Source organism: Micromonospora sp. ANENR4 (assembly GCF_015354395.1).
GTDB lineage: Bacteria > Actinomycetota > Actinomycetes > Mycobacteriales > Micromonosporaceae > Micromonospora > Micromonospora aurantiaca.
In genome coordinates this window covers 131,407-155,062 of record NZ_JADKYQ010000004.1, presented here as the reverse complement: position 1 = coordinate 155,062, position 23,656 = coordinate 131,407, and the positions used below count along the sequence as shown (strand labels likewise).

The 23,656-nt window shown below is 74.5% G+C and carries 19 protein-coding genes and 1 riboswitch; of the genes, 15 read left to right on the top strand and 4 right to left on the bottom strand.

Annotated features, from left to right (window positions below; genetic code table 11):
- Window positions 1-19: 19 nt before the first annotated feature.
- Window positions 20-835 (bottom strand): PrsW family glutamic-type intramembrane protease, encoded by an 816-nt coding sequence (locus tag IRY44_RS08845; protein ID WP_194799952.1) that lies wholly within the window; start codon window positions 833-835, stop codon window positions 20-22.
- 119 nt (window positions 836-954) lie between these two features.
- Window positions 955-1,171, top strand: a riboswitch (cobalamin riboswitch).
- A gap of 112 nt (window positions 1,172-1,283) precedes the next feature.
- On the opposite strand from IRY44_RS08845, the gene IRY44_RS08840 reads away from it, so the two are divergent.
- Together IRY44_RS08840 and IRY44_RS08835 are read left to right on the top strand one after the other, a co-directional pair.
- A complete protein-coding gene (locus IRY44_RS08840) occupies window positions 1,284-3,680 on the top strand; it encodes a ribonucleoside-diphosphate reductase subunit alpha (protein ID WP_194799951.1) in 2,397 nt (798 codons plus the stop codon).
- A complete protein-coding gene (locus tag IRY44_RS08835; RefSeq protein ID WP_194799950.1) occupies window positions 3,671-4,699 on the top strand; it encodes a ribonucleotide-diphosphate reductase subunit beta in 1,029 nt (342 codons plus the stop codon). Before IRY44_RS08840 ends, IRY44_RS08835 begins: the two co-directional genes overlap by 10 nt.
- A gap of 21 nt (window positions 4,700-4,720) precedes the next feature.
- Here the strand turns inward: IRY44_RS08835 and IRY44_RS08830 are convergent, their stop codons facing one another.
- Genes IRY44_RS08830 through IRY44_RS08820 form a run of 3 tightly spaced genes read right to left on the bottom strand, consistent with a single transcriptional unit; the run spans window position 4,721 to window position 8,585 of the window.
- Complete coding sequence (locus IRY44_RS08830; protein ID WP_194799949.1) at window positions 4,721-5,956, bottom strand: MFS transporter; 1,236 nt, start codon at window positions 5,954-5,956, stop codon at window positions 4,721-4,723.
- Window positions 5,957-5,994: 38 nt separating this feature from the next.
- Window positions 5,995-7,434, bottom strand: coding sequence for a condensation domain-containing protein (locus tag IRY44_RS08825; protein WP_194799948.1), 1,440 nt, complete (start codon window positions 7,432-7,434; stop codon window positions 5,995-5,997).
- A 14-nt stretch (window positions 7,435-7,448) separates the two neighbouring features.
- Window positions 7,449-8,585, bottom strand: coding sequence for a glycosyltransferase (locus IRY44_RS08820; protein WP_228531755.1), 1,137 nt, complete (start codon window positions 8,583-8,585; stop codon window positions 7,449-7,451).
- 105 nt (window positions 8,586-8,690) lie between these two features.
- Between IRY44_RS08820 and IRY44_RS08815 the strand changes: the two genes are divergently transcribed.
- The 13 genes from IRY44_RS08815 to IRY44_RS08755 all read left to right on the top strand — a co-directional run bounded on the left by IRY44_RS08815 (window position 8,691) and on the right by IRY44_RS08755 (window position 23,641).
- Complete coding sequence (locus IRY44_RS08815; protein WP_228531754.1) at window positions 8,691-9,965, top strand: DegT/DnrJ/EryC1/StrS family aminotransferase; 1,275 nt, start codon at window positions 8,691-8,693, stop codon at window positions 9,963-9,965.
- Window positions 9,966-10,004: 39 nt separating this feature from the next.
- Window positions 10,005-11,219: an inositol-3-phosphate synthase gene (locus tag IRY44_RS08810; RefSeq protein WP_194799946.1), complete on the top strand. Its 1,215-nt coding sequence runs from the start codon at window positions 10,005-10,007 to the stop codon at window positions 11,217-11,219.
- Window positions 11,220-11,293: 74 nt separating this feature from the next.
- The gene (locus IRY44_RS08805) at window positions 11,294-12,538 is read left to right on the top strand and encodes an acyl carrier protein (RefSeq protein ID WP_194799945.1); all 1,245 of its coding nucleotides are present in this window, start codon (window positions 11,294-11,296) and stop codon (window positions 12,536-12,538) included.
- On the top strand, window positions 12,535-14,034 hold the full coding sequence (locus tag IRY44_RS08800) for a class I adenylate-forming enzyme family protein (RefSeq protein WP_194799944.1): 1,500 nt from the start codon (window positions 12,535-12,537) through the stop codon (window positions 14,032-14,034). Before IRY44_RS08805 ends, IRY44_RS08800 begins: the two co-directional genes overlap by 4 nt.
- Entirely contained in the window at window positions 14,027-15,274 is a 1,248-nt protein-coding gene (locus IRY44_RS08795) for an alanine racemase (protein ID WP_194799943.1), read from the top strand. Before IRY44_RS08800 ends, IRY44_RS08795 begins: the two co-directional genes overlap by 8 nt.
- Before the next feature lie 5 nt (window positions 15,275-15,279).
- Window positions 15,280-15,534 carry a phosphopantetheine-binding protein gene (locus IRY44_RS08790; RefSeq protein ID WP_135239575.1) on the top strand — a complete coding sequence of 85 codons (255 nt, stop codon included), beginning with the start codon at window positions 15,280-15,282 and terminating at the stop codon, window positions 15,532-15,534.
- Window positions 15,531-16,691, top strand: a complete 1,161-nt coding sequence (locus IRY44_RS08785) for an acyl-CoA dehydrogenase family protein (protein WP_194799942.1) — start codon at window positions 15,531-15,533, stop codon at window positions 16,689-16,691. The genes IRY44_RS08790 and IRY44_RS08785 overlap by 4 nt, the downstream gene beginning before the upstream one ends.
- The gene (locus tag IRY44_RS08780) at window positions 16,684-17,784 is read left to right on the top strand and encodes an acyl-CoA dehydrogenase family protein (protein ID WP_194799941.1); all 1,101 of its coding nucleotides are present in this window, start codon (window positions 16,684-16,686) and stop codon (window positions 17,782-17,784) included. Before IRY44_RS08785 ends, IRY44_RS08780 begins: the two co-directional genes overlap by 8 nt.
- A 66-nt stretch (window positions 17,785-17,850) precedes the next feature.
- Window positions 17,851-19,341 carry an amino acid adenylation domain-containing protein gene (locus tag IRY44_RS08775; RefSeq protein WP_194799940.1) on the top strand — a complete coding sequence of 497 codons (1,491 nt, stop codon included), beginning with the start codon at window positions 17,851-17,853 and terminating at the stop codon, window positions 19,339-19,341.
- Window positions 19,341-19,874: a flavin reductase family protein gene (locus IRY44_RS08770; protein ID WP_194799939.1), complete on the top strand. Its 534-nt coding sequence runs from the start codon at window positions 19,341-19,343 to the stop codon at window positions 19,872-19,874. The genes IRY44_RS08775 and IRY44_RS08770 overlap by 1 nt, the downstream gene beginning before the upstream one ends.
- Window positions 19,871-20,749: an inositol monophosphatase family protein gene (locus IRY44_RS08765; protein WP_194799938.1), complete on the top strand. Its 879-nt coding sequence runs from the start codon at window positions 19,871-19,873 to the stop codon at window positions 20,747-20,749. Before IRY44_RS08770 ends, IRY44_RS08765 begins: the two co-directional genes overlap by 4 nt.
- On the top strand, window positions 20,733-21,689 hold the full coding sequence (locus tag IRY44_RS08760; RefSeq protein ID WP_194799937.1) for a Gfo/Idh/MocA family protein: 957 nt from the start codon (window positions 20,733-20,735) through the stop codon (window positions 21,687-21,689). Before IRY44_RS08765 ends, IRY44_RS08760 begins: the two co-directional genes overlap by 17 nt.
- Before the next feature lie 101 nt (window positions 21,690-21,790).
- The gene (locus IRY44_RS08755; RefSeq protein ID WP_194799936.1) at window positions 21,791-23,641 is read left to right on the top strand and encodes an AfsR/SARP family transcriptional regulator; all 1,851 of its coding nucleotides are present in this window, start codon (window positions 21,791-21,793) and stop codon (window positions 23,639-23,641) included.
- Window positions 23,642-23,656 lie beyond the last annotated feature (15 nt).

Here is a 23,656-nt window from a genome sequence, read left to right as displayed (position 1 = left end):
GGAGGGCCGGCCGCCCGGCTCAGCCGGCACGCGCTGCCGTCTCCCGGGATGCCGGCACGACCGGCGTCCCGGACGCGGGCGGCCGCTCGCGGTCCAGGTGCAGGCGCAGCAACACCCAGCCCAGCGACACGGCGCCGATGAACACGTACGCGGGCTGGGTGCCGAACGTGTCCCAGCAGGTGTGCAGCGTGACGGCGGCGGCGAAGGTGAGCAGGAATGCCGCCAGCTTCCGGCCGCCGGGCGCGGCGGCGAACGTGAACAGCGCGGCGGCGGTCAGCCCGGTCCAGGCCAGGTGCGCGGCGGGCGCGGTGAGACCGCGCACCAGCAGCGTCCGCTCGACCGCGCCGAGGTTGCCCTCCGACCCGACGAAGACGGCGAACGCGTACCCCACGGTCTCCAGCGCGGCGAACCCGGCGCCGGAGGCCACGCCGATCACCAGGCCCTGCGCCGGGGACGGGTGCCGCCGCCACAGCAGCAGGATGCCGGCCGGCACGATCAGCTTGGCGGTCTCCTCGGCCAGGCCGACGAGCGCCATCGGCAGGACGCCGAGGCGGTGCAGCGTGCCGTACTCCAGCCAGCCGGCGGCGACCACGCCGACCACGCCGCCGAGGAGCGCGGCGACGCCGACGACGGAGCCGGGGACCGGGCGGCGGGCCGGCCGTCCCTGGGCGAAGGCCAGGAACGTGGCGGGCGCGACGCACGCGCCGAGCACGATCAGCGCCGGTACGAACGTGACGGTCCCGGTGCCGGCCAGTGTCTCCAGCACCAGCAGGTGAAGCCCGACGCCGACGAACAGGACCGCCACCCACGCCCAGCGGCGCCCGGTATTCCCCATACGCCGAGTATCGCGCCCGCCGGGTCGCGCCGGAATCGGGGGTAGGCACTGTGGACAGTGAGATCATTCCGACACGCCGACACGACATCTGGTGTTGCACACAAGCCCTCACCGCCATATATGGTGGTGCCGCAGCTGGTTCGGCCGAGCCCTCCGGGGCGGGGCCGAGGCAAGAGGGAACCCGGTGGGAATCCGGGACTGCCCCGCAGCGGTGAGTGGGAACGACAGCCGTCAACAGCACTGGGCCACCGGCCTGGGAAGCGACGGCCGGTAGGCGACCGGCGACCCCGGTCGGGCCCGCGAGTCCGAAGACCTGCCAGCGCGCCGTACGCCTCCGCGTACGGCGGCCGGAGGTCGCGCGGGACGACCGACGCCAGCAGCCGGGCCGGCCGCGCCGTGCCCGTTGGCGTCTCCCGCCGTCTCCAGACGGTGACAGCGAGGAGAGGTCATGACTGTCGTGCAGGAGAGTCCCCCGTCCGCCACCGGCGGGTCCGAGGCCCGCCGGCCGGCGATGCGGGTACGCAAGCGGGACGGCGACACCGAGCCGGTGGACGTCGGCAAGATCGTCCGGGCGGTCGAGCGCTGGGTCGCCGACCTGGACGAGGTGGACCCGCTGCGGGTGGCCACCAAGACGATCAGCGGGCTCTACGACGGGGCGACGACCGCCGAGCTGGACCGGTTGTCGATCCAGACCGCGGCGGAGCTGATCGGCGAGGAGCCGCAGTACTCGAAGCTGGCAGCAAGGCTGCTGGCCGCGTACGTGGACAAGGAGGTCCGCGGTCAGGGCGTGGCGAGCTTCAGCCAGTCGATCGCGTACGCGCACGGGCTGGGCCTGATCGGCGACGAGACGGCCGCGTTCGTGGCCCGGCACGCCCGCAAGCTCGACGACGCCGTGGACCCGGACGCCGACAGGCGGTTCGAGTACTTCGGACTGCGCACGGTGGCCGACCGCTACCTGCTGCGGCACCCGCAGTCGCGGCTGGTGGTGGAGACGCCGCAGTACTGGCTGCTGCGGGTGGCCTGCGGGCTGTCCCGCACCCCCGGCGAGGCGGTCGGCTTCTACCGGCTGATGTCCAGCCTCGCGTACCTGCCCAGCTCCCCCACGCTGTTCAACTCCGGCACCCGGCACACCCAGATGTCGTCGTGCTTCCTGGTCGACTCGCCGCGCGACGAGCTGGACTCGATCTACGAGCGGTACCACCAGGTGGCGAAGCTGTCGAAGTTCTCCGGCGGCATCGGCATCGCCTGGTCGCGGGTGCGCGGCCGGGGCGCGCTGATCCGGGGCACGAACGGCCGGTCCAACGGCATCGTGCCGTTCCTCAAGACGCTCGACGCCGGGGTGGCAGCGGTCAACCAGGGCGGCCGGCGCAAGGGCGCGGCCTGCGTCTATCTGGAGCCGTGGCACCCGGACGTGGAGGAGTTCCTGGAGCTGCGGGACAACACCGGCGAGGAGTCCCGGCGGACGCACAACCTCAACCTGGCCAACTGGATCCCGGACGAGTTCATGCGGCGGGTCGAGGCCGACGGCGAGTGGTCGCTCGTCGACCCGTCGGACGCCCCGGAGCTGCCCGACCTGTACGGCGAGGCGTTCGACGCCGCGTACCGGGCGGCCGAGAAGAACGCGGTGCGCACGGTGAAGGCCCGGGACCTGTACGGGCGGATGATGCGCACGCTCGCGCAGACCGGAAACGGCTGGATGACGTTCAAGGACGCCGCGAACCGGCTGTCCAACCAGACCGGTGAGCCGGGCAACGTGATCCACCTGTCCAACCTGTGCACGGAGATCCTGGAGGTCAACGACGACACCGAGACCGCGGTGTGCAACCTCGGCTCGGTGAACCTCGGCGCACACGTCACCGCCGACGGGGTGGACTGGGAGCGGCTGCGCGCCACGGTACGCACCGCTGTGGTGTTCCTCGACCGGGTGATCGACATCAACTACTACCCGGCCGAGCAGGCGGCGGCGTCCAACCCGCGCTGGCGGCCGGTCGGGCTCGGGCTGATGGGCCTGCAGGACGCGTTCTTCACGCTGCGCCTGCCGTTCGACTCCGCCGAGGCGAAGGAACTGTCCACCCGGGTGCAGGAGGAGATCCTGCTGACCGCGCTGGAGACCTCCGCCGGGCTGGCCGAGCGGTTCGGGCCGCATCCGGCGTACCCGCAGACCCGGGCCGCGAAGGGTGACCTGCACCCGGACCTGTGGGGCGCGGAGCCGGCGCAGGCCGGACGGTGGGCGGCGCTGCGCGAGCGGATCGCCGCACACGGGCTGCGCAACTCGCTGCTGGTGGCGATCGCGCCGACCGCCACCATCGCCTCCATCGCCGGCTGCTACGAGTGCGTGGAGCCGCAGGTGTCCAACCTGTTCAAGCGCGAGACCATGTCCGGGGAGTTCCTCCAGGTCAACACGTACCTGGTGCGGGAGCTGAAGGCGCGCGGGCTGTGGACGCCGCAGGTCCGCGACCGGATCAAGCGGGCCGAGGGCTCGGTGCAGGACATCGCCGAGCTGCCCGCGCCGGTGCGGGAGCTGTTCCGCACCGCCTGGGAGCTGCCGCAGCGGGCGCTGATCGACCTGGCCGCCGCGCGGGCGCCGTTCGTCGACCAGTCCCAGTCGCTGAACCTGTTCCTGAGCGCGCCGACCATCGGCAAGTTGTCCTCGATGTACCTGTACGCCTGGAAGGCCGGGCTGAAGACCACCTACTACCTGCGTTCCCGTCCCGCCACCCGCATCCAGCAGGCCACCGTCGCGCCGGCGCTCGCCCCGGTCTCCGGCGTGGTCTCCTCCGTGAGCGACGACGAGGCGCTGGCCTGTTCCCTGGAGAACCCCGAGAGCTGCGAGGCATGCCAGTGACCACCACCGCACCGACCCGGCACATGCTGCTCGACCCCGGCATGGACCTGACCCTGCGACCGATGCGCTACCCGCGCTTCTTCGACCGGTTCAAGGACGCGATCAAGAACACCTGGACGGTCGAGGAGGTGGACCTGCACTCGGACCTCGCCGACCTGGCGAAGCTGTCCCCCGCCGAACGGCACCTGGTGTCGCGGCTGGTGGCGTTCTTCGCGACCGGCGACACCATCGTCGCCAACAACCTGGTGCTCAACCTCTACCAGCACGTCAACTCCCCCGAGGGCCGGCTCTACCTGTCCCGGCAGCTGTTCGAGGAGGCGGTGCACGTCCAGTTCTACCTGAACCTGCTGGACACGTACGTGCCGGACGAGAAGGAACGGTTCGCCGCGTTCGCGGCGGTGGAGAACATCCCGTCGATCGCCCGCAAGGCCGAGTTCTGCTTCCGGTGGATCGACTCCGTCTTCGAGCTGCGGGAACTGCGGACCCGGGCGGACCGGCGGGCGTTCCTGCTCAACCTGATCTGCTTCGCCGCGTGCATCGAGGGCCTGTTCTTCTACGGCGCGTTCGCCTACGTCTACTTCCTGCGCTCCCGGGGCCTGCTCAACGGGCTGGCCTCCGGCACCAACTGGGTGTTCCGGGACGAGTCGATGCACATGGCGTTCGCCTTCGACGTGGTGGAGACCGTACGCGCCGAGGAACCGGACCTGTTCGACGACGAGATGGAGAAGCAGGTGAAGGAGATGCTGGCCGAGGCGGTGGAGTGCGAGGTGAGCTTCGCCGACGACCTGCTCGGGCAGGGCGTGCCCGGGATGTCGCCGGCGGACATGCGCGAGTACCTCCAGCACGTGGCCGACCGGCGCCTCGCCGTGCTCGGCATCGCCCCGATGTACGGCAGCGGCAACCCGTTCACGTTCATGGAGTTGCAGGACGTGCAGGAGCTGTCCAACTTCTTCGAACGCCGGGTGTCGGCGTACCAGGTCGGGGTGACCGGGTCGGTCACCTTCGACGACGACTTCTGACCGCCGCCCCCGCCCCGGCCGTCACGGCCGGGGCGGGACCGGGCTCTCACCGGGCAGCGCCGTCGCCCGGACCCGTCCGATCAACGCCACCACGGCGATCGCCATCACGGCCACCACCACGAACGCGCTGCGCAGGTTCAGGGCACCGGCGAGCAGGCCGATCACCGGCGCCGCGAGCAACGCACCCGGCCACTGGCCCATCGCCACCACCGAGACGCCCTCACCGGAGGTGAGGCCCGGCTGCTCGCCGGCGAAGCCGAGCACCGTCGGGGTCACGCACGCCAGGCCGAAGCCGAGCAGTCCGAAGCCGGCCATCACCGCGGCCGGATGGGGGTACGCCACCGGCAGCGCCACACCCACTGTGGCGACGAGCGCGGACAGCCGCACGAAGCGGATCCGCCCGAACCGGCCGGCCAGCCGGTCACCGACCAGCCGGGCGACGGTCGCGGCGAGCGACAGGCAGGTGTACGTGGCCGCGGCGAGCACCGCGGCGGCGCCCGCCACCTCGGTCGCGTACAGCGCGCTCCACTGTGCGCCGGCCATCTCGATGAACGAGGCGAGGAACGCGATCACCGCGAGCAGCAGCAGCTGCGGGGTGAACCGGTCGCGCAGCCGGCGCCGGTCCTCGCCGTCCTTCGTCTCCTGCCGGGGCGTATCGGGCAGCCAGCGGTGCGTGCCGACCAGCAGCGCGCCCAGCAGGACGCTGGTGACGGCCATCTGCGCCGACGGGGACATTCCGATCGCCGCGGCGCCGGTGCCGCAGAGACCACCGGCCAGCATGCCGATGCTGAAGCCGGCGTGGAACGTGGACAGGATCGGCCGCCCGTAGCGCTTCTGCACCTCGACCGACTGGGCGTTCATCGGCGTGGCCAGCAGGTTCGCCGCGAAGCCCCAGACCGCCAGACCGCCGACCAGCGCCACCACTGTGGTGGACGCGGCCAGCAGCGGCGCGTTGAGCAGGATCAGCGCGGCCCCGGCCAGCGCCAGCCGGCGGGTGTTGATCCGGCTGATCAGCACCGCCACCACGACCAGGGAGACCAGCTCCCCGGCGTTCGTGGCGATGTTCGCCAGGCCCCAGCCGGTGTTGCCGACGCCTACCGCGTCCCGCACCTCCGGTACGCGGGCCGACCACCCGCCGATGGCCAGGCCCATGATGACGAAGAGCAGCGCCACCGACCAGCGGGCCCGTACGGCCGAGCGTGGCACCGGCGGCGCGGGCTGCTCCGCCGTGTGCTGGTTCGTCGAGGTGTCCGTCATGGTCGTCGTACCTCTCTCCGATCGGTCCGTCGGGACTCCTACCCGATCGCGTGGTCGAGGAAGCACGCACCGTCAGGAAGGCGCACCCGCTCCGGGGTGGTTCCCGGGTCGGTGACGAGCGCCGAGACCACCGCGACGTAGTCGTCGATCAGGCCGCGTACCAGGTCGTCGCCGAAGACGCCCCGGTTGCGGATCACCACGCCGCCGGCCCGGTCGTCGTCCACCACGACGATCGGCGAACCCCGCTTGACCCAGACGGGCAGGCACTCGGGCGGCACGTCGGCGGCGACCACCGGCGGCGGCGTGCCGGGCGCGGGCCGGGCGGTGATGTCGACCGGCTCCACCCGCAGCCCCGGGCAGTGCAGCACCGGCGACGCCGACGCGGCGGACTGGAACCAGGCGTCGAACAGGTGGTTGTCCGGCCAGGGACGGATCGCCGCGAAGTCGGGGCGGACCGCCCGGGCCAGCCGGTGGAACGCGGTGGCGTGCGCGACGGCCTCGGCCAGCGAGGTGTGCGCGGCGCCTACCACCGCGCTCATCGGCGCGTCCGCCGCGACGTCGACCGGCAGGTAGACGTTGTTCGTGAACTGACCGACGAGCTGCCGGGACAGCGGGCTCTCCCGGCCCAGCGTGGTGGTGCCCAGCACCACCCGGGACCGGCCGGCCCGCCGCGACAGCAGCACCAGGTACGCGGCGAGCAGCAGCACGTACGGGCTGGTGCGGGCCCGCCGGGCGGCCGGACGCAGCCGCGCGGTGACCTCCGGCGGGAACGCGAAACGGGTGGCCACCTCGGCGCTGAGCGCGACGTCCGGCGCCGGCGGCGACGCCGGGAAGAGCTGGTACGGCTCCACCGGCCGCAGCCGGTCCCGCCAGTACGCGGCCCGGGCGGCGGCGTCGACGCCGTTGCCGGCCTGCTCCGCCTCCTGGAGCGCGGCGAGCGCGGTGGGATCCACGCCCAGCGGCGGCTGCGGATCGGCCGCGCCGAGCCGGGCCGAGTACGCGTGGCACAGGTCCTCCACCACGACGCGGCACGACCAGCCGTCGGAGACCATGTGGAAGAAGCAGAGCGCGAGCACGTGCTCGGTCTCGGAGAGCCGGACCAGGGCGGCCCGCCACAGCGGCGCCCGGCCGGGGTCGAACGCGTCGTTGCGGTGCGCGTACGCGATCCGCTCGACGCGGGCCTGCTGCTCGGCCGGCGGCAGGCCGGACAGGTCGACGTACTCCAGCGGCGACTCGACGTGCGGCAGGATCCGCACCTCGGGCTGCACGCCGATGCGGTCGAACCGCATCCGCAGCGCGTCGTGCCGGTCCACCACGTCCTGCATCGCCTGCCGCAGCACGTCGACCCGCAGGGTGCCCCGCAGCCGGCGGAACTCCACCACCACGAGCCGTGAGGCGCCGGGGTGGCCCGGGTCGAGCGCGGTCATGAACTCCCACATCATCTGCTGGCCGGGGGCCAGCGGGTACGTCGTCGGCACCACCACTCCCTCCGTCAGACCGCCACCGGCGGCACGGCCACCGGCGCGACCGGCCGGTGGTCCGCCCCGTACGGCTGGTAGTCGGCCTCGTCCGGCGCGCGGAAGCCGGTGAAGAGCAGGTCGGGGCGGCCGAGCCGGAGCGACGTGACGAACGCGGCCCCGTCGAAGAGCGTCTCGATCGCCGCGCAGGCCATCGACTCGGCCACCGCGCGCGGTCCCCGGTCGCCGCCGAGCCGGCCGGGTGTCTTCGCGGCGATCATTGCGGCCGCGACGGCCGGCACCGCGAGCAGGCTGCGCCCACCGCTGCGCCGGGCGGTCAGCATCCCGGCCAGCGCGGTCACGGCGAGCGTGCTGGCGGTGTTGAGCACGAACCTGCGCCGGTGCGGGTGGGCGAGGCAGAGCCACTGCTCGGAGCGCCCGTACGTGGTGAACCGGTAGGCGACAGCGCGGAACGTGTCGGCGACGCCGGTGTCGTGGGTGATCACCCCGTCCGGGTCGGTGAGCAGCACGTAGCCGGCGTCGGTGAGCAGCAGCCCGAGGTGCAGGTCCTCGCCGCCCAGCGGCATCGGGGAGTCCTCCGGGAATCCGCCGACCGCCTCGAAGACGGAGCGCTTCACCGCCATGTTCGCCCCGGCGCCCCAGGACACGCGCTCGTAGTGCAGCGGCCGGGTCAGGTCGCCGAGCAGCAGGTAGGAGCGGCGCATCACGCGGAAGAACGCGCTGTCGCCGGGCTCGACGATCACCGGGCCGGTGACGCCGGCGACCTCCTCGCCGGAGGCGCGCAGCCGGGCCGCGTACCGGGTGATCAGGTCGGCCGGCACCCGGCAGTCGGAGTCGGTGAACAGCAGCAGGTCGTACCGGGCGTGCCGGACGCCCAGGTTCCGTTTGGCGCCGACGTGCCGGGGGCCGCGCACGTAGCGGGCGCCGTACTCGGCGCAGGCGGCGCGGTGCGCGGCGGCCGCGCCGGGCGCCGAGTCGTCGACGACCACCACCTCCACCGGTTCCGGGCAGTTCGGGGCGGCGTCACGCAGGCTGCGCAGCTGACGGCGCATCTCCGCCACCCGGTCCTTGACCGGGATGACGACGGAGACGCCGCGCGTGACGGCGCGGGGTTCGGTCGGTTCGCTCACGTGCGATGCGGATCGGCTCATGTCCCGAGGTTCGACCACCCGGATACAACGCCGATACACGGCGCCGGCCGGGCCGGCTACCGCGTGTGTACCGCTGATGTATCGATGGGCATCAAGGTCGAGGACATGACGACCTCCATTCCTCTCGACCGGCGGCTCGCCGTGGACGGTGGCCGGCCGGTCCGCCCGCCCGACCGTCCGTGGCCACGCTGGCCGATCCCCGCGCCGGACGCCGCCGGCAACCTCTCCGCGGTGCTGACCGGCGGCCGGTGGGCGATCAGCAGCCCGTCCGTCGGCGGCACCGGCCTGTACGAGCGGCGCTTCGCCGCCGACTTCGCCCGCTACGTCGGCACCCGCCACTGCGTGCCGGTCGACCACGGATCGAGCGCCCTCGTCGTGGCCCTGGAGTCACTCGGCCTCGGCTACGGCGAGACGGTGCTCGTACCGGCGCTGACCTGGACCGCCTCCGCGACCGCCGCGCTGCGCGCCGGCCTGGTCCCGGTGCTCGTCGACGTCGACCGCGACACCGGCTGCGTCGGGCCGGACCACATCGACCTGTCGGTGGACCCGCGCGCCGTGGTCGCGGTGCACTGGGCCTCCAACATGGCCGACGTGCCGGCGCTCGACGCGGTCACCCGGCCGCGCGGCATCTCCGTCGTGGAGGACTGCGCGCAGGCCCACGGCGCCACCTGGCAGGACCGCCAGGCCGGCTCGCTCGGCCGGCTCGGCTGCTTCAGCTTCCAGCACGGCAAGGTGCTCACCTGCGGTGAGGGCGGGGCCGTGGTCACCGACGACGACACGCTCGCGCCGGTGCTCGAGGAGCTGCGGGCCGACTCGCGCCGCTACCGCGGCGACCGGACGCCGGCCGGCGAGCTGGACCTGGAGGAGAGCGCCGGGGTGCAGGGCGCCAACTTCTGCCTGAACGAGTTCTCCGCCGCGGTGGCCTGCGCCCAGCTGACCACCCTGGACGAGCAGCACGACGTGCGCAACCACCACTACCGGCTGCTCGGCGAGCTGCTGGCCGGCGTCGACGGGGTACGGCTGCTGCAACCGGCGCCGGACCAGACGCGCATCTCGATCTACGAGGGCACGATCGTCTTCGACGAGCTGCCGGCCGGCATGGACAACGCCGCCGCGGCCGCCGCGCTCACCGCCGAACTGGGCCGGCGGTTCTACTGCACCGACGAGCCGCTGCACCGCAGCCGGCTGCTCCAGCCGTGGACGAAGCCGCTGCTCGCGCCGCTGGCCGAACGCTTCGCGGCGATCCACCGGGAGCGCACGTACCCCAACACCGAGTGGCTCGCCGCCCACACCGTCCAGACACACCACAGCACCTTCCTCGGCACCGAACAGGACATGGAGGACATCGCCGCCGCCGTCACCAAGGTGCTCACCCGCTGAACCGCGCCGTCCCGGCGCACCCAGAGAAGGAGTCTTCCCGTGACCGTCACCCAACGCGAGACCTCGCACGCCCCGTCCCCCGACACGGACGCACCCGTCGGCGTGTGGCTCAACGGCGCCCGCGGTTCGGTCGCCACCACCGCGATCACCGGCTTGCTGGCGCTGCGCGCCGGCATGGCCGACTCGACCGGCTGCGTCACCGACACCGGCATGCTGCGCGACGCGCCGCTGGCGAGCTGGAACGACATGGTGGTCGGCGGGCACGACATCGTCGACACGCCGCTGGAGAAGAAGGCCGAGTCGCTCGTCGACTCCGGTGTCATCCCGGCGCCGGTGCTGGCCGCCGTGCGCGGCAGCCTGCCCGAGGTCGAGCAGAACCTGCGCACCGGGTACGACGCGCGTACCGAGACCGCGCCGCTGGCCGAGGTGGTCGACCGGCTGGCCGGCGACATCGAGGAGTTCCGCAGCCGCCACGGGCTGTCCCGGGTCGTCGTCATCAACGTCTCCTCGACCGAGCCGCCGGCCGACCACCGGCCCGAGTACGACGACCTGGACGCGCTGACCCGCGCCATGGCCGACCCGGACGACAAGGCGCTGCCGGCCAGCTCGGTGGTCGCGTACGCGGCGTTCCAGGCCGGTTGCGGCTTCGTCGACTTCACCCCGTCCACCGGCGCCCGGCTGCCCGCGCTGGAGATGATGGCGCAGCGGGAGCGCGTGCCGTTCGCCGGCTCCGACGGCAAGACCGGGGAGACGCTGCTGCGTACCGCCCTGGCGCCGATGTTCACCTCCCGCGCCCTGCACGTGCTCTCCTGGGCCGGGGTCAACCTGCTCGGCGGCGGTGACGGCGCGACGCTGGAGGACCCGCGCAACGCCCGCAGCAAGCTCAGCTCGAAGTCGGGCGTGCTGCCCGCGCTGCTCGGTGAGGACGTCACCGCCCCGCTGCACATCGACAACGTGCCGGACCTGGGCGACCACAAGACCGCCTGGGACCACGTCTCGTTCGAGGGCTTCCTCGGCGTCCGGATGTCCATGCAGCTGACCTGGAGCGGAGTGGACTCCACGCTGGCCGCCCCGCTGGTGCTCGACCTGGCCCGGTTGACCGCCGCGGCGCACCGGGCCGGGCACGTCGGCCCGATCGAGGAGCTGGGGTTCTTCTTCAAGGACCCGATCGGCACCGACGAGCACGCGCTCGCCGAGCAGGCGCAGGCGCTCGCCACCTGGGCCAACGGGCTGGACGGCCGCACCGACAGCTGACCTTCGCACCGGCCGCCGGCGCGGCACCCACCGCGCCGGCGGCCCCGCCCACGTATCCGTAACGAGGAGTTCCCATGTCCCACCACGTCCCGAACGCGCCGGACCGGCCGAGCACGGATCCGGTGTGGACACCGATCCTGACCGGTCTGCACGCGACCGCGCTGGACTGTCTCCAGACGAGCTTCGCCCTGCTGGCCGACCACGCGAACGGGTCCGGCAGCCACCTCGCCCTCGGCGCCCGGTTCGGGTTCCACACCCGGGACAAGGACGGCCTGGTCACCGTCGAGGCGACCTCGGACGACCGGGCCGCCGAGGCGGTCGACCTGCTGGGCCTGCGGGTGGAGGGCCGGTGGATGCAGCTCGACGGGCCACAGGTGCGCCGGCTGTCCGCCCCGGGCCAGCCGCTCTACGTCACCGCCGACGCGTACGACCTGCCCTGGTGCCCCTACCACGACCACGAGCACATGCGGCACAGCTTCCTCGTCACGGCCGCCGCGCCGGACGAGGTCACAGTGGTCGACGCGTACCACAACGACACCGCCTGGGGTCCCGCGCGCCCCGGCGTGTGGCGGCTGCCCGACGCCGTGTTCGACACGGCGTTGGCCGGCGGCGCGCACACCCTGGCGGTGACGGCGCACCCGGCCCCGGAGCTCGACGTACCGGCCATGCTCGCCGGCAACGCCGCCCGGGCCGGCCGGGCCCGCCCGGAGATCGACGGCTACCTGACCCGCACCGCCGCCGCCCTGGACACGGTGGCCGGGCTGCACCGCTTCGTCCTCGACGTCTGGCTGCTGGCCCGCGCCCGCGACCTGCACGAACGCTGGCTCGCCGCGGTCGCGCCCGACGCCGCCTCCGCGCTGGCCGGGCAGGCCGCGCGCTGGCAGCAGCTCGCCACGCGCAGCTACGTGGCGCTGCGGCGGGCTCAGGCGGGCCGGCCGGCCGCGCCGGAACTGGCGGACGCGCTCGGCGAGCTGATCGCCGAGCACCTGGCCGCGCTGGAGTCGATCGCCGGACCGGCCGGCGCGACCGGCGACGACGCCGCGCCGCCCGCGCCGGAGAGGGCCGGTGACGACGGGGTACGGGCGGCGGTGCTCGGCGCGCTCGGCGACACCCTGGACCTGGACGGCTCGGCCCTGCGCACCACCGACGTGCTCCGGGAACTGCCCGGCTTCGACTCGTTCCGGCTGGTCGACGTCATCGACCGGGTCGAACGCCGGCTCGGCGTCGAGGTGCCGGCCACCGCGCTGTCCGCGGCCGACCTGCGCGACGTCGGCTCCCTGTGCGCCATGTTCGGCGCCGCCACCGGAGGTGCCCGATGAGTACCGAACTGCTGCACGACCTGCTGGACCGCACCGCCGACACGCGGCCCGACGCGCCCGCCGCCGGGGACGGGACCGTCGAGTTCACGTACCGTCAGGTCCGGGCCGACAGCCTGCGCCTGGCCGGCTGGCTGCGCGGGCAGGGCGTCCGGCGCGGCGACCGGGTGCTGGTGGCGCTGCCCGCCGACGCGACCCTGCCGGCGCTGCTGTACGCGGTCGCCCGGGCCGGCGCGGTCTTCGTCGTCCTCCGGACGCCGGCCCCCGAAGTCGCCCTCGCCCACGTGCTCGACGACGCCGAACCGGGCCTGGTCCTCACCGACGACCCGGTCCTGACCGGCCTGTCCCGCGCCCGCGGCGTCCCGGTCCACAGGGCGGCCGAGGCGCGGCACGCCGCGTCCGCCGCGGCGATCGGCGACGCGCCCACCGGCCCGGCCCCGCTCGCGGTCGACCCGGTCTGCCTGATCTACACCTCCGGCAGCACCGGCATGCCGAAGGCCGTGGTGTCCACGCACGCCCAGGTCACGTTCGCGGTCCGGGCGATCCAGTCGGAGCTGCGCTACCGGCCCGACGACGTGGTGCACGTCCTGCTGCCGCCGTCGTTCGACTACGGCCTCTACCAGATCTTCCTGAGCACCGTGGCCGGCGCCCGGCTGCGCCTCGGTGATCCCGGGGACACCGGAGGCCGCCTGCTGGCGACCCTCGTCGAGTCCGGCGCCACGGTGCTGCCCTGCGTACCGTCGCTCGCGATCAACCTGCTGCGGCTGCTCGGCCGGGCCGGCGCGCCGCGCCCGCCGCTGCGCCTGCTCACCAACACCGGCGCCGCCATGCCGCCGGAGGTGCTGGCCGGCCTGCGCCGGCTGCTGCCCGGCCTGGCCGTCCAGCTGATGTTCGGCCTCACCGAGTGCAAACGCGCGGCGATCATGCCGCCCGACGCCGACCTGCGCCGGCCCGGCGCCTGCGGGCGCGCGCTGCCCGGCACCGAGATCTTCACTGTGGACGCCGAGGGGCGGCGTCAGCCACCGGGCGTCCGCGGCGAGCTTGTGGTACGCGGCCCGCACGTGATGGCCGGCTACTGGCGGCGACCCGAACTGACAGCGCAACGCTTCCGCCGCGCCCACGGGCTGTTCCCGCAGTTGCACACCGGCGACCACGGTCACGTGGACGCCGACGGGTACGTCCACTTCGCCGGCCGCCGCGACGACGTCTACAAGGAGAAGGGCACCCGGGTCAGCGCCACCGAGGTGGAGGCCGCCGCGTACCGGGTCGACGGCGTGGACGCGGCCGGGGTGCTGCCGCCGGCCGACGGCCGCGACGGCGCGACGCTGTTCGTGGTGGCCGCGCTGACCCCCGCCGACGTGCTGCGCCGGCTGCGGGAACAGCTGGAGGAGATGAAGGTGCCGGCGCGCTGCGTCGTGCTGCCCAACCTGCCACTGACCGGCAACGGCAAGGTGGACCGGCGGGCGCTGGCCCGGCTGGCGGGTGAGCACGATGGCTGACCTGCCCTTCGACACCCCGGCGTACCGCTACGACCTGGCCCGGGTACGCGCCAGCCACGCCACCCTGGTCGCCGCGCTGCCCGCGCCCAGCCGGCTGTTCTACTCGCTCAAGGCCAACCCGCACCCGGCGCTGGTCGCGGCGCTGCACACCGCCGGCTGCGACGCGGAGATCTGCTCGCCGGGCGAGCTGGCCGCGGCGCTACGGGCCGGTGTGCCGGGCGAGCGCATGCTCTACACCGGACCCGGCAAGCGCGACGCCGAGGTGGCCGAGGCGGTGCGCGCCGGTGTCCGCTGGTTCTCCGTCGACTCGCCCGAGGGCCTGGACCAGGCCGACCGGATCGCCACCGCGCACGGCGTCGAAGTGCGGTGCCTGCTGCGGGTCAACGACCGGGTGCCCAACCCGGGTCAGGGGCTCACCATGACCGGCGTCGCGTCCCAGTTCGGCGCCGACGCCGACTGGATCGAACAGGAGCCGCAACGGTTCCGCTCCCGCCCGTCGGCCCCGGTACGCGGATTCCACCTCTACACCGGCAGCAACGTCGACTCGGTGGACGCGCTGGTGGCCCAGTTCACCGCGGCGGCGCGTACCGCCCGGCGGCTGCGGGACCTGCTCGGCATCGACCTGACCCTGCTCGACCTCGGCGGCGGCTTCGGCGCGCCGTTCGCCCGGCCCGGCCGCAACGCGGACCTGACCGGCCTCGCCGAACGGGTCGCCGCGGCCCTGGACGAGCTCTTCCCCGGCTGGCGCGACGGGGCGCCGACGGTCGCCTTCGAGTCCGGACGGTTCCTCACCGCGACCGCCGGCACGCTGCTGACGCGCGTGCTGGACGTCAAGCGGTCGCAGGGTACGCCGGTGGTGGTGCTGGAGTCCGGCATCAACCACCTCGGCGGGATGTCCGGCCTGCGCCGGCTGCCGCCGCTCGTACCCGCCCTGCACGCCGCCGACGGCCGCGACGGCGCGCCGCTGGAGGCCGCGATCGTCGCCGGGCCGCTGTGCACGCCGCTGGACACCTGGGCCCGCGCCGCGAACCTGCCCGACGTGCGGCCGGGCGACGTGCTGGCCGTGCCGAACGTCGGGGCGTACGGGCTCTCGGCGAGCCTGCTGGCCTTCCTCGGCCACCCGGCGCCGGTCGAGGTCGTCTGCGACGGCGACCGCGTCGTCGAGACGTCCCGGCTGACCCTGACGCGGCACCCGGTCGACGCGCCGGGCGCCACTGCCGAAACCCGAGAAGAAAGGTGACGTCAATGAACGCCGAATTCACCGAGTTGCTCCGCCCGTTCCTCAAGTTCGCCGGCGCGGACGAGATCACCGAGGAGTCGCGCCTGCGCGACCTCGGCCTGGACTCCATGCGCGAGATCGAGCTGCTGTTCGCCATCGAGGACACGTTCGGAGTCGCCGTGCCCGACGACAAGCTGGTCGACTCGACCTTCGCCACGGCCGGCGGGCTGTGGGGCGTGGTCGAGGAACTGCGCGCCCCGGTCGGCGGTGGTTCCCGATGACCGCGACCGCCGGGTACGCCCCGGCCGCCGAGACCGTCGCCGAGGTCGCTGCGGAGCACGCCCGCCAGTCCGACGAGGACGCCGCCTTCCCGACCGAGGCGCTGACCGCCATGCGCCGTACGGGGCTGCTGGGGCTGCTGGTCCCGGCCGCCGAGGGCGGTGCCGGCGGCACGCTGACGGACCTGGTCGACGTCACGCTGACGCTGGGCCGGGTGGACATGTCGGTGGCGATGGTCTTCGCCATGCACTGCCAGCAGGTCGCCGCGATCACCGCGTACGGCGGCGAGAAGCTGCGCGCCGAGGTGCTGCCGACGGTGGCCCGGGGCGAGCGGTATCTCGGCTCGGTCACCACCGAGGCCGGCAAGGGCGGTCACCTGCTGACCGCCGAGTCGGCGCTGGAGCACGACGGCGAGATGCTGCGGATCGACAGGCAGGCACCGATCGTGACCGGCGGTCCGTACGCGGACGCCTTCCTCATCACGACCCGCGCGCCGGGGGCCGGCTCGGCCGCCCAGGTGGACCTGGTCTACGCCGACCGGGACCAGGTGGAGACCGAGGTGACCGGCGGGTGGCGCCCGCTGGGCATGCGGGCCACGCACAGCGTGCCGATGCGGCTGCGCGGCGCGGTGCCGCAGTGGCAGGTCATCGGCGAGCACGGCGGGTTCCGGGAGATCGCCACCCGGGTCTTCGCGCCGCTGGCCCACGTCGGCTGGTCGGCGGCCTGGATCGGGGCGGCCGCCGGTGCGTACGCCCGGGTGCTGCGGCACGCCCGCAGCGAGGCGGGACGGCGGCAGTTCGCCCCCTCCTCCGAGCTGGTGCTGCTGCGGCTGGCCGGCATCCGCACCCGGCTGGACGCGGCGCACGCGCTGCTGCGGCACACCGTCGCAGTGGTCACCGACGCACCGGACATGTCGGCGGCGCCGGTGCAGCTTCTGCTCAACACGCTGAAGATCCGGGCGGCCGAGGAGTCCTTCGCCGCCGCCGACGAGCTGGTCGAGCTGACCGGCCTGCGCCACGGCTACCTGACCGACTCGCCGCTGACGTTGGAGCGCGCCTTCCGGGATCTGCGCTCGGCCTCGCTGAACTACGCCAACGACCGGCTGCGCCTGGCCAACGGGGCGTTGTCGCTGCGCGACCCGGGGGTGCGTCTTGCCTGAGCCGACGCCGGCCGGGGACGACGCCGCCGCGGTGCGGGCCGCCCTGTCCGGTGCGGATCCCACCGACCCCGGCGCGGTGTGGCGCGCGCTGGGCGCCGCCGGGATCGTCGAGGCGCTCTATCCGGACGGCGTCCAGCCGGACCCCCGGCGGCTGTCGGCGCTGCTCACCGAACTGGACGCCCGGTGCCCGCTCGGCGTGACGCTGTCGGTCTGCGTGCAGGTCGCCACCGTACTGCCGCTGCTGGCCGGCGCGACCGGCCCGGCGGAGACCGCGCGGCGCGGCATGCTGCGCGGCGAGACGGTGGTGGCGCTGGCCGTCACCGACGCCGCCGGGTCGGGCTCGGACCTGCTCGACGCCACGACCCGGGTGAAGCCCGGCGACGACGGCGCCGTCCTGGACGGCGGCAAGGACTGGATCACCAACGCGACGAGCTGCGACGCGGCGCTGGTGCTGGCCCGGCACCGCGAGGCGCGGCACTTCACCAGCTTCTGCTGGGTGCTGGTGCCCGCCGCCGCGCCGGGCGTGACGGCCGAGTCCGCCGGGCGGGCGTTCGCCGGGTCCGGCGTGGGCCACCTGCGCTTCGCCGGCGTGGCGCTGGGCCCGGACGCCGTGCTGGGCCGCCCCGGCCGGGCGCTGGCCGGGTTCGCCCGGCAGGTCGGCGTCGAACGGGTCGCCGGGGCGCTGTGGGCCCGGGCGATGTGCCACCGGATGCTGGCGGGCCTGCACGACTGGCTGCGGCGGCGGCCGGCCGGGGCGGGCACGCTGTGGGACCGCCCGGCGGTCCGCGAGCGGTACGCCCGGTGCCTGGTCGCCACGCACCAGCTCGACGCGCTGTGCGCGCCGCTGCTGGACGCGCCGGCCGCCGTCCCGTCCGCGGTCACCGGGATGCTGCTCAAGGTCAGCGCCGCCGAGACCGTGGACCGGGTCGCCGCCGAGGCGGTGCGCCTGCGCGGCGCGGACGCGTTCCGCGACGGCGGGGAGGCGCAGCTGCGTACCGAGGCGGCCATGTTCGGCATCGCCGGTGGCGCCACCGGCGCGATGCTCGCCGGCATCGCCGACCACGCCGACGAACTCGTGGGCACGGTGACCTGAGCACGACGTCCCGCGCCGGTGCGCCGGAAGACCGATCGACGACAGCACAGTGAAGGGAGCAACGCCGTGAGTCTCTACTCCTGGTTCGAGCGGACCGTGGCACGCGTGCCCGAAGCGGTCGCGCTGGAGGTCGGCGGGGAGCCGGTGACCTACCGCCGGCTGCGCGACCTCGCCGACGGCCTCGCCGGGCGGATCCACGCCGAGGTGGGCCACCGCCCGCGCGCGGTCGGCCTGCTGGCCGCCCGCAGCCTGCCCGCGTACGCCGGATATCTGGCCGCGCTGCGCGCCGGAGCGGCGGTGGTGCCGCTCAACCCGGCCTTCCCACCGGCCCGCACCGCCCGGCAGTGCCGGGACGCGGGCGTGGACGCGCTCGTGGTCGACGACGCCGGCGCCGCGACCGCGGCGCAGGTCGCGGGCGACGCCGTGACGGTACGCCTCGACGGCGCGCCCGCCGTCCCGCCGCCGGCCGCCCCGGTGGCGCCGGACGACGTGGCGTACCTGCTGTTCACCTCCGGCTCGACCGGGCGGCCCAAGGGCGTGCCGGTCCGGCACCGCAACGTGGACGCGTTCCTCGCGTACTGCCGGGACCGCTACCCCGTCGGCCCTGGTGACCGGCTGTCGCAGACCTTCGACCTGACCTTCGACCCGTCCGTGTTCGACATGTTCGTCGCCTGGGGCGGTGGTGCCACGCTCGTGGTGCCGCAGCCGGACGAGGTGCTGACGCCGGTGCGGTTCGTCAACGAACGGCGGATCACGCACTGGTTCTCGGTGCCCTCGGTGGTCTCGCTGGCCCGCCGGATGCGGATGCTCTCCCCCGGCGCCATGCCCGGTCTGCGGCACAGCCTCTTCGCCGGCGAGGCGCTGACGCTGGAGCAGGCGCGGGCGTGGGCGGCGGCGGCGCCGGGCAGCGTGGTGGAGAACCTCTACGGTCCCACCGAGCTGACCGTGACCTGCACCGGTCACCGGCTGCCGGCGGATCCGGCGGCCTGGCCGGCCACCTCCAACGGCACCGTGCCGATCGGCGACGCCCACCCCGGGCTGGACGCGATCCTGCGCGCCGAGGACGGCGCCGTCGGCGTGGACGACGGCGAGCTGTGCGTGCACGGGCCGCAGCGGTTCGACGGCTACCTCGACCCGGCCGACGACGACGGCCGGTTCGTCACGTACGCCGGCCGCCGGTACTACCGCACCGGTGACCGGGTCCGGCGCGAGCACGGCACGTTCGTGCACCACGGCCGCCTGGACGACCAGGTGAAGCTGCGCGGCTACCGGATCGAGCTGGGCGAGATCGAGATGGTCCTGCGCGGCCACCCGGGGGTGCAGGACGCGGTGGTGCTGGCGTTCGGCGCGGGCGACGACGTCTCCCTGCGCGCGGTCTACACCGGCGCCGCCGGGATCACCGGCGAGCTGACCCGCAGGTGCGCGGAGCGTCTGCCCGCCTACATGGTGCCGGCGCGGATCCACCACGTGGCCGCGCTGCCCATGAACGCCAACGGCAAGACCGACCGACGGCGGGCCGCCGACCTGGTCGGCGGCGCGACGAGAGGAGCACGGTGATGACCGGCACAGGGAACGGACAGGACCAGGAACGGGCGTTCCGCTCGGTGGCCGGGCGCTTCGCCACCGGAGTGGCGGTGGCGACCGCCGTCGGGCCCGACGGACCGGTGGGGATGACAGTCAACTCCTTCACCACCGTGTCGCTGTCGCCCCGGATGCTGCTGGTCTGCCTGCGGCGGGACTGCCGGCTGCTCGGCGCGGTGCGGCGTACCGGCCGGTTCGCGGTGACGGTGCTCGGCGACGACCAGCGCGAGGAGGCGGCCTGGTTCGCCAGCCGGGGCCGGCCGGCGGGCGCCGACGGCTTCGCGGGTGTGGCGTACGACGACGAGCGGGCGACCGGTTGCCCGCGCCTGACCGACGGGGTGGCGTACTTCGGCTGCGAGGCGGTCTCCGCGAATCCGGCCGGTGACCACGCGGTGCTGATGGGCGAGGTCCGCTCCGCGGGCCTGCTCCGGCCGACCCCTCCGCTGCTGTTCGTGGACGGCGACTACGCGCGGGTCGCCGCGCCGCGGGAAGCGCAGGTGGCGCGATGAGCATCGGTGCCGCTCCCGGCGACCTGCGCCACCTGAGCCTGCGCGCGGCGCGGGCCGGGGCGGACGCGATCCGCGAGGCGCGCGGCCGGGGCCTGCAGACAGAGCACAAGGGCGGCGCGGCCCAGGATCCGGTGACCAGCGCCGACCACGCCAGCGAACGGGCCATCCTCGGCCTGCTCGCCCGCGACCGGCCGCAGGACGCCGTGCTGGCCGAGGAGTCCGGGGCCAGCGACGGCTGCTCCGGCCTGCGCTGGATCGTCGACCCGCTCGACGGCACGCTGAACTTCAGCCACGGGGCGAGCCGCTACGCGGTCAGCATCGCGGTGGCGACCGGCTGCGACGTGGGCGACGGCCGGGTGGTCGCGGCCACCGTGCTGCAACCGGCCACCGGCGCCTGCCTGGTACTCGACGACGACGGCGTGCTCGACGGCGACGCACCGGTCGCGGTGAACCGCGAGGCCGAGCCGGGGCACGCCCTGGTCGCGTTCGCGGTGCCGAACGCGCCGGGGCCGCGACGGCGGGCGTACCAGGCGCTCGTGGGCGTCGCGCCCCGCGTCGCCGACCTGCGCAACACCGGATCCACGGTCTGTGACCTGGCGGCGGTGGCCCGCGGCGAGCTGGACGCGTTCGTCAGCTTCGACCCGGCGCCGTGGGACATCGCGGCCGGCGCCGCGCTGGTCGAGGCCGCCGGCGGCGTGAGCCGGCGGTGGGGCCACGACGGGTTCGAGGTCTTCGCCACCGGCGCGCCGGCCGTGGTGGCCGCGCTGGCCGGCTGGCTGGGCGACGACGGCACGGACGGCCGCGACGGCATCGACAGCGACGACAGCACCGACAGCGACGAGGAGAGGGGCACCGACGATGACCGGCAGCGATGAGTTCCGGCTGGCACTGGTGGGGGCGGGCCGGATGGGCCACCACCACCTGCGGGCCCTGGCCGACCACCCGGCCGTCCGGATCCGGTACGTGGTCGATCCGGTTCCGGCGGCACGGGAGGCGGTCACCGCCGCCGGGCTGCCGGCGTATCCGAGCGTGGAGGACCTGCTCGCGGACGCCGTGCCGGACGGTCTCCTGGTGACGGCGCCCACCGGGCGGCACGGCGCGCTGATCGCGGCCGCCGCCAAGGCGGGACTGCCGGTGCTGTGCGAGAAGCCGGCCGGGCTCGGCCCGGCCGAGGCGGCGGAGACGGGCCGGGTGGCCGCCGCGGCCGGGATCCCGTTCCAGGTCGCCTACTGGCGCCGGTTCGTCCCGCAGCTACGACGGCTGCGGGAGCGGATCGCCGGCGGCGAGCTCGGCGAGGTGCTGTTCGTGGCCGCGGCGCAGTGGGACGGCGAACCACCGGCGGCGGCGTTCCGGACCGGCAGCGGCGGGATCTTCGTGGACATGGGCGTGCACGAGTTCGACCAGATCCGGTGGCTGACCGGGCAGGAGATCGACCGGCTCGCGGTGCAGCCGGCCGGGCCGGTCACCGACCCGGCGGTACGCGGCCGGGACGTGGACAGCGCGCAGGCGTTGCTCGGCCTGTCCGGCGGCGGCACCGCGCTGGTGTCGCTCGGCCGGCACCACCGGGGCGGCGACATGGCGGCGGTGGAGGTCTTCGGCACCCGCGACCATGAGCGGCTGACCTTCCTCGACCCGGCCGACGGGGACGCCACCATGTACGCGGCCCTGGCCCGTCAGGCGGAGGACTTCGCCGGGCTGGTCCGGGAGGGCCGGTCGGCGGGTGCCGGGGTGGCGGACGCGGTGGCGGTGCTCGACGCGGCGCGGCGGGCGACGGCACAGCTGACACCGGGTCACGAAGTACACACCGAACGGTGATTACTTGCACCATCTGGGAGCGAGGCATTCCCCAGCCGAAGGTGGGAAATCCATCGGTACACCACACTGTGGACGGTACTGCGGAGCGGGGGAATGCATCGATGCGGTTCAGTGTCCTCGGCCCGTTGACCGTTCATGTGGACGACCGGCCGGTCACGCTCACCGGCACCAAACCCCGCCTGCTGCTCGCCGTGCTGCTGCTGAGCCCGGGACGTACTGTCCCCACATCCCGGCTGGTCGACGGCCTCTGGCCGGACGCGCCGCCCGCGTCGGCGGTCCGCAACCTGCGCACGTACGTGCACCGGCTCCGGCAGACGCTGGACCGCGGTGGCGACTCGGCCGACCGGCTGGTCCACGACGGCACCGGCTACCACCTGCGGGTCGACGAGGACGAGCTGGATCTGCTGCGGTTCCGGCGTCTCGCCGACGAGGCCCGCCGGGCCGCGCGGGGGGACCGCCCCGAGGCCGCCGCCGACCTGTTCGACCGGGCGGTCGAGCTGTGGGGCGGGCATCCGCTGGAGGACCTGGCGGATCTCGGCACCGACCTCGGCGCGACCGTCACGGCGCTGCGGGAACAGCACCGGGAGATGACGACCGAGCTGATCGACCTGCGCCTGCGGCTGGGTCAGCCGGCCCGGGTCATCCCGCCGCTGCGCCGGATGGTGGCCGAGGAGCCGCTCGACGAACGCCGGCAGGCGCAACTGGTGACCGCGCTGACCTTGGAGGGGCGCGTGGCCGAGGCGCTGGCCGTGTACCAGCAGGCCCGGCGCGGCATCGTCGACGAACTCGGCGTCGACCCCGGTCCCACCCTCCAGGGCGCCCTCCAGACCGCACTGGACGCGGAGTCCGCCGAGGTCCGTCCACCGGCCGGCTGGCCGGCGGCCCTCGGCGCCGGGCCCGCGTCGCCGCCCGACCCGCCGCCGAGCCCGCAGGCCCTGCCGATGAAACCGCCGTCCCTGGTCGGCCGGGACACCACGGCGGGCCAGTTGCGCGCCATCGCCGAGGGGATCGCCGACCCGGCCGGCGCCGACGAGCACGCCGGGGTCGTGCTCGTCTCCGGCGCGCCGGGCGTCGGCAAGTCGTCGTTCTCGGTGAGCAGCGGGTACGACCTGGCCGACCTCTTCCCCGACGGTCAGCTCTTCGTCAGCTTCGACAGCGGCGACGAGCCGCCGCGCGGCAGCGGGGAGCTGATCCGGGAGCTGCTGGTCGAGCTGGGCGTGCCGCTGACCGACGTGTCCGAGGACATCCGGGAGCGCTCGGCCGTGCTGCGGTGCGCGCTCGCCGGCCGGCGGCTGCTGCTCATCATCGACGACGTCGACTGCGCGCAGCAGGTGCGTCCGCTGCTGCCCGGGGCGGGTCGCAGCCTGGTGCTGATCAACAGCCGGCAGCGCCTGCTGGACCTGGACGTCGGCTGGCGGCTGACGCTCGGCGCGCTCGACCGGGCCGACGCGGTGGAACTACTCGCCACGATCGCGGGCGAGCGCCGGGTACGGGAACAGCCGGAGGTGTTCGGCCGGATCGCGGCGGCCTGCGACCGGCTGCCGCTGGCCCTGCGGATCGTCGGCAGCCGGCTCGTCACCCAGCCCGACGTCGCCCTGCCCGGCTTCGCCGCGCATCTGGAGGACGAGGAGAACCGGCTGTCCGAGCTGTCCGTCGGGGACATCTCGGTACGCGACAGCCTCTCGGTCAGCTACCAGGCGCTGGACGTCGACGCCCGCCGGGCGCTGCACGCGCTGGCCCGCACCGACTCGTTCATCACCCCGGCCAGCGCGGTGGAGATCCTGCGCCTGCCCCGGCAGCAGGCCAACCGGATGGTGGAGCATCTGGTCCAGCACAATCTGCTGGTGCCGGTCGACCCCGGCGCCCCGGACGAGCGTCTCCACCTGCCGGAGCTGCTGCGGCTGTTCGCCCGCGAGCGCGTGGACGCGCACGGCCGGCCGCGTCCGGCCTGAACGCCGGTCGCGGTG

Excerpts from the sequence above, each read along its gene's own strand:
- IRY44_RS08765 (WP_194799938.1), top strand. The coding sequence starts at position 19,871 with ATGAGCATCGGTGCCGCTCCCGGCGACCTGCGCCACCTGAGCCTGCGC.
- IRY44_RS08760 (WP_194799937.1), top strand. The coding sequence starts at position 20,733 with ATGACCGGCAGCGATGAGTTCCGGCTGGCACTGGTGGGGGCGGGCCGG.
- IRY44_RS08805 (WP_194799945.1), top strand. The coding sequence starts at position 11,294 with ATGTCCCACCACGTCCCGAACGCGCCGGACCGGCCGAGCACGGATCCG.
- IRY44_RS08815 (WP_228531754.1), top strand. The coding sequence starts at position 8,691 with ATGACGACCTCCATTCCTCTCGACCGGCGGCTCGCCGTGGACGGTGGC.
- IRY44_RS08785 (WP_194799942.1), top strand. The coding sequence starts at position 15,531 with ATGACCGCGACCGCCGGGTACGCCCCGGCCGCCGAGACCGTCGCCGAG.
- IRY44_RS08800 (WP_194799944.1), top strand. The coding sequence starts at position 12,535 with ATGAGTACCGAACTGCTGCACGACCTGCTGGACCGCACCGCCGACACG.
- IRY44_RS08770 (WP_194799939.1), top strand. The coding sequence starts at position 19,341 with ATGACCGGCACAGGGAACGGACAGGACCAGGAACGGGCGTTCCGCTCG.
- IRY44_RS08845 (WP_194799952.1), bottom strand. The coding sequence starts at position 835 with ATGGGGAATACCGGGCGCCGCTGGGCGTGGGTGGCGGTCCTGTTCGTC.
- IRY44_RS08795 (WP_194799943.1), top strand. The coding sequence starts at position 14,027 with ATGGCTGACCTGCCCTTCGACACCCCGGCGTACCGCTACGACCTGGCC.
- IRY44_RS08790 (WP_135239575.1), top strand. The coding sequence starts at position 15,280 with ATGAACGCCGAATTCACCGAGTTGCTCCGCCCGTTCCTCAAGTTCGCC.
- IRY44_RS08835 (WP_194799950.1), top strand. The coding sequence starts at position 3,671 with ATGCCAGTGACCACCACCGCACCGACCCGGCACATGCTGCTCGACCCC.
- IRY44_RS08840 (WP_194799951.1), top strand. The coding sequence starts at position 1,284 with ATGACTGTCGTGCAGGAGAGTCCCCCGTCCGCCACCGGCGGGTCCGAG.
- IRY44_RS08820 (WP_228531755.1), bottom strand. The coding sequence starts at position 8,585 with ATGAGCCGATCCGCATCGCACGTGAGCGAACCGACCGAACCCCGCGCC.
- IRY44_RS08830 (WP_194799949.1), bottom strand. The coding sequence starts at position 5,956 with ATGACGGACACCTCGACGAACCAGCACACGGCGGAGCAGCCCGCGCCG.
- IRY44_RS08755 (WP_194799936.1), top strand. The coding sequence starts at position 21,791 with ATGCGGTTCAGTGTCCTCGGCCCGTTGACCGTTCATGTGGACGACCGG.